This is a genomic window from Rhodopseudomonas sp. BR0C11 (assembly GCF_010820945.1).
GTDB lineage: Bacteria > Pseudomonadota > Alphaproteobacteria > Rhizobiales > Xanthobacteraceae > Rhodopseudomonas > Rhodopseudomonas palustris_H.
This window is the reverse complement of the sequence record NZ_QTKI01000367.1, coordinates 1-4926: the sequence shown is the minus strand read 5'-3', so window position 1 is coordinate 4926 and position 4926 is coordinate 1. Positions and strand designations below refer to the sequence as shown.

Annotated in this window: 2 protein-coding genes and 1 tRNA gene; all 3 read right to left on the bottom strand. The window is 65.8% G+C overall.

The features are described from left to right. A partial coding sequence (locus DYI24_RS21230; RefSeq protein ID WP_349627804.1) for a diguanylate cyclase domain-containing protein occupies nt 1-1640 on the bottom strand: 1640 nt, incomplete at its 3' end. A 399-nt stretch (nt 1641-2039) separates the two neighbouring features. Beyond that, nucleotides 2040-2116: transfer RNA gene (locus DYI24_RS21225), tRNA-Val, on the bottom strand. A gap of 92 nt (nt 2117-2208) precedes the next feature. After that, nucleotides 2209-4926, bottom strand: a 2718-nt coding sequence (locus DYI24_RS21220) for an efflux RND transporter permease subunit (RefSeq protein ID WP_164573735.1), incomplete at its 5' end; no start/stop codon positions are given.

The window sequence follows — 4926 nt, the reverse complement described above, 5'->3', positions numbered from 1 at the left end:
GGCGGGTTCCCCGGGCCGGCGCAGTCGATGCCATCGCGCAGCGTGGACTGCAGCTTCGCCACCAGCTCGCGGACGTCGGTGGCGTCGGCCATCACCACGGCGAATTCGTCGCCGCCGAGCCGCGCGACGTAGTCGGCTGGCGTCAGGCAGCGCTGCAGTCGCTCGGCGATGACCTGCAGCAGCTGATCGCCGACCGGATGACCGAGGGTGTCGTTGACGATCTTGAACTCGTCGATGTCGATGTAGAGCAGGGCGATCTGATCGCCGGGCTCGATCGCGCCGAGCGCGTCGCCGAGATGCTTGCGGAACGAGGAGCGGTTCGGCAGGCCGGTGAGGTCGTCGTAGTGCGCGAGATGGTGGATGCGGGAGTCCGCGCGCTTGCGCTCGGTGATCTCCTCGTGGGTCATCACCCAGCCACCGCCCTGGATCGGCTCGCGGGTGATCAGGATGGTTCGCCCGTCGGGAAGTTCGACCTCGAACGCACTGTGAGTGCCGGCGTTCTTGAGGGCGAACGCCTGATAGGATTCGAGCAGATGCGGATCGTGGCCGGCCTGCTGCAACTGGCGCACGATTTCGAAGGTGCGCATACCAAGCTTCAGTGCGTCGGCGGGCAGGCCATACAGATCGAGGTAGCGCTGGTTGAACAGCAACAGCCTTCCTGCGGAGTCGAACAGCGACAGGCCCTGCGCCATGTTGTCGACGGCGATGCTGTAGCGCTTTCGCAAATCGGTTTCCTGCCGGATGATCTGGCGACCGAGCTGAAACAACACCACGGCAACCGCGAGCGCAGAGGCGCATGCGACCGCCACCATCACCCACAGCTCGTGCCACCAGCTCGACAGCACGCCGGTGACCGAGCGCGACACCACCACGAACACCGGCTGCTTGGTTAGCATCCGCGAGGCGGCGAGCCGTTCGGCGCCGTCGAACGGGCTATTCACCCGCTGGGTGACGCTCGGATGCAGGAACAGCGGCTTGAGATCGGAATCGAGGAAGTTCTGGCCGTTCGCCTGAGTGAAGCGCGGCCAGCGCGTGATCAGCGTGCCGCCGCTGGTGAACACCGCAATCGAAGCGTCTTCGCCGAGCGCGATCGAGGAGGCGAGGTTCTCGTACCAGGTGCTGGGAATCGTCCGGGTCAGGATCCCTGTGGTCGCGAGGGTCGGGCCGCGCAGCCGCTTCACCAGGGTCAGCGCCAGGCTGCCGCGCACCGGATCGCGGATGAACTCGGCTTCGCCTTCGTCGCGCTCGTAATCGGCGGTCCAGCGTTTGAAGCTCGGATGCTGGCCGATCGCGACGTTCGGCAGCGGCCAGCCGCGCGAGGAGTTGATCAGGACGCCGCTGGCGTCGAACAGGTCGAAGTCGCCGAGCTCGCCGGCCTTCAGCGACAGCAGCGTGTGGGTCGACAGCGCCTTGGCGAGCGGGAAGGCCTGTTCGAGCGAGGAGGCGGTGTCGCTCTGATCGGCGTTGAGGGTCTCGAAGGTGCGGTCGAATTGGCGGGCGAGCAGCAGGGCGGTGTTGCCGAGCTCGCGTTCGGCGTTGCGCAGGACGCGTTCACGGCCGTCGGCGATCATCCAGGCGGTGACCATCGAGATCGCGGCGATCAGCAGCACGCCGATCCCGACGATCCATCGCACGGACACGTTCCCCGGTCCTCGCAACAGGCTGCGCGCCCGTGCGTTCCACCCAACCCTTGCCATTGACCACCCCAGCCGGCGTCTTGATGTTCTCCTCACTACCGGGGGTAGATGGAGATCTCGTTAGTACATTTACCGGCACTTTCTCCGCTCAAAAGCACGCGGCGCAGTCGGTGAGACCGCTATCGGTACTATGTTGGGTAGAAAACAGTGCGGTGCGGTACCGAAGTCCGCGTCGGCTCTTGGCCGCTCCCTAACGGCGTCTCCGGACGTTCGGACATCGTTCACCAGTGGAGAACAATTTTCTCTGGGTTGGCGCGCACCGGGCGTCTGCTGGCGTCACCGCGTCGAGCGCTGGTGGTGGACGGCAGACGCCGGGAGCCTCGGGCAGCGGTGCGAGAACCATGGTGGGCGGCGAGAGATTCGAACTCCCGACCCTCTCGGTGTAAACGAGATGCTCTAACCAGCTGAGCTAGCCGCCCACCGCGCCTATCTACCGCGTGGGCCATGGTCTGTGCAAGGCAGGCTGGACCGGCGTAGGGCCGATCCAGCTTTGCGGCAGTCTTGGCGGCCGTTAGCTCTCGGCCGGAGAGGCCGCAGGCTCGCGCCGCGTCCCCATCCGCTGCAGCACCGCGAAGAACGCCGGGACGAACAGCACCGCGAGGCCGGTCGAGGCCAGCATGCCGGCCACCACCGCGACGCCGAGCGAGACGCGGGCGCCGGCACCGGCGCCGGTCGCGAGCGCCAGCGGCAGCATGCCGAAGATGAAGGCGAACGAGGTCATCAGGATCGGGCGGAACCGCAGCCGCGCCGCTTCCACCGCGGCTTCGGCGACCGGCATGCCCTCCATACATTTCTCGCGCGCATATTCGACGATCAGAATCGCGTTCTTTGCCGCGAGCGCGATCAGCAGCACGATGCCGATCTGGGTGTAGAGATCGTTTGGCAGTCCCGACCATTCCAGCGCCGCGACGGTGCCGAGCAGGGTGAGCGGCACGGCGAGGATTACCGCCAGCGGCTGCAGCCAGCTTTCGTATTGTCCGGCGAGCACGAAATACACCAGCAGCAGCGCGACCGCGAACACGTAGTAGATCTGATTGCCGACCACCTGCTCCTGATACGACATCCCGGTCCACGCCGTGCCCATCGACGAGGGCAGCGACTTGGCGGCGACTTCGCTCATCAGCGACATTGCTTCGCCGGAGCTGAAGCCGGCCGCCGGGCTGCCGACCAGCGTTGCGGCGGGGTAAAGGTTGTACAGCGTGATCAGCGGCGGGCCGACCTCGTCGGTCAGGTACGCGACCGCGCCGACCGGCACCATCTGGCCATTGCTGCCTTTCACCTTCAGCTTCAACACGTCGTCGGGCCGCAGCCGGAACGGCGCGTCGGCCTGGACGTAGACCTGGAACACGTTGTTGAACTTGGTGAACTGGTTGACATAGGTCGAGCCGAGATAGCTTTCGACGGCCGAGAACACCTGGCCGACGGTGACGCCGAGCGTCTCCGCCTTCATCCGGTCCACCACCAGGCGGAGCTGCTTGACGTTGCCCTTGAAGGTCGAGGCCGCGTGGGTGATGCCGCTCTGGGTCGAGGCGTTGGCGGCGAGCTGTTCGGTGGCGTTCTGCAGCGCCAGGAAGTCCGAACTGCCGTTTTTCATCTCCACCATCATGGTGAAGCCGCCGGTGTTGCCGATGCCCTGGATCGGCGGCGGCAACAGCACCAGCGCAGTTGCGGTGTCGAGCTGGCCGAGCGCGGCGCGCACCTTGCCTGCGATCGCGTCGATGCTGAGATCCTTGGTCTTGCGCTGATCCCAGTCGTGCAGCACCACGTACAGCATGCCGGCGTTGTACATCGTGGCGTTATTGTCGAGCGGCGAGACGCCGGAGACGCCGATCACGCTTTCCACGCCCGGAGTCTTGCGCACCAACTCGACCGCCTTGGCGACCGCGGCGTCGCTGCGCCCGGCGGAGGCCGCATCCGGCAACTTCAGGCTGATGATGAAATAGCCTTGATCTTCCGAGGGCAGGAAGGCTGTCGGCACCCGCGACACGCCATAGAACGCGACCCCGACCAGCACCAGGCCGACGATCGTGGTCAGGATGCTGAACGCGACCAGGCGGCGGATCAGCGCCGCATGCACGGCCTCGCAGCGCGCATACACCGCATTGAAGATGCGATAGACGATGCCGCGCTGCTCCGGCGGCACCGGCGCGCGAAGCCAAAGCGCGCATTGCGTCGGCTTCAGCGTCACCGCATTCACCGCCGAGATCAGCGCGGTGGCGGCGATCACCAGCGCGAATTGCTGATACATCTTGCCGGTGAGGCCGGGCAGGGCGGCGGCGGGCAGGAACACCGCCATCAGCACCAGCGTGATGCCGATGATCGGGCCGAACAGCTCCGACATCGCCTTCACCGCGGCCTCTCGGCTCGACATGCCGCCGGCGATGTGTCGGGACACGCCTTCGACAATGACGATGGCGTCGTCGACCACGATGCCGATCGCCAGCACCAGCGCGAAGAGGCTGGTGGTGTTGACGGTGAAGCCCATCGCAGACATCGCCGCGAACGCGCCGATGATCGTCACCGGCACGGTGGTGGCGGGGACCAGCATCGCCCGCCAGTCCTGCAGGAACATCAGGATCACCACCAGCACCAGCACGGCGGCGATGAGGAGCGTTTCGTAGACCTCATTGACCGAAGCGGTGATGAACTTGGTGCTGTCGAACGACACTTTGTAGTCGAGACCGGCCGGGAACGAACCCGCCATCTCCTTCATCTTGGCGTTGACCGCCTGCGCCACCGACAGCGCGTTGGCGCCCGAGAGCAGCGAGATCGCTATCGCGGCCGAGGGCTTGCCGTCGAGCGTGGCGTTCTGGCCGTAAGAGGAGGCGCCGAGTTCGACGCGGCCGATGTCGCCGATTCGCACCAGCTGGCCGCCGCCCTGGTCGACCGCTTTGACCACGATCTTTTCAAAATCGGTGGCTTCGTTGAAGCGGCCGACGACGTCGAGCGCGTATTGGAAATTGACGATCGACGGCGCCGGCGGCCCGCCGACCAGGCCGGCGGTGACCTGGTTGCTCTGCTGCTTCACGGCGCTGATCACGTCGCTCGGCGTCAGGCCGTAGCTTTGCAGCTTGTCCGGATCGAGCCAGATCCGCATCGCGTAGGATCCGGAGCCGAGCACCGAAACGTCACCGACGCCGGGCAGCCGCGCCAGTTCGTTCTGGATGTTGATCTTGGCGTAGTTGGCGAGAAACAGATTGTCGTAGCGGCCGTCCGACGAATACAGGCT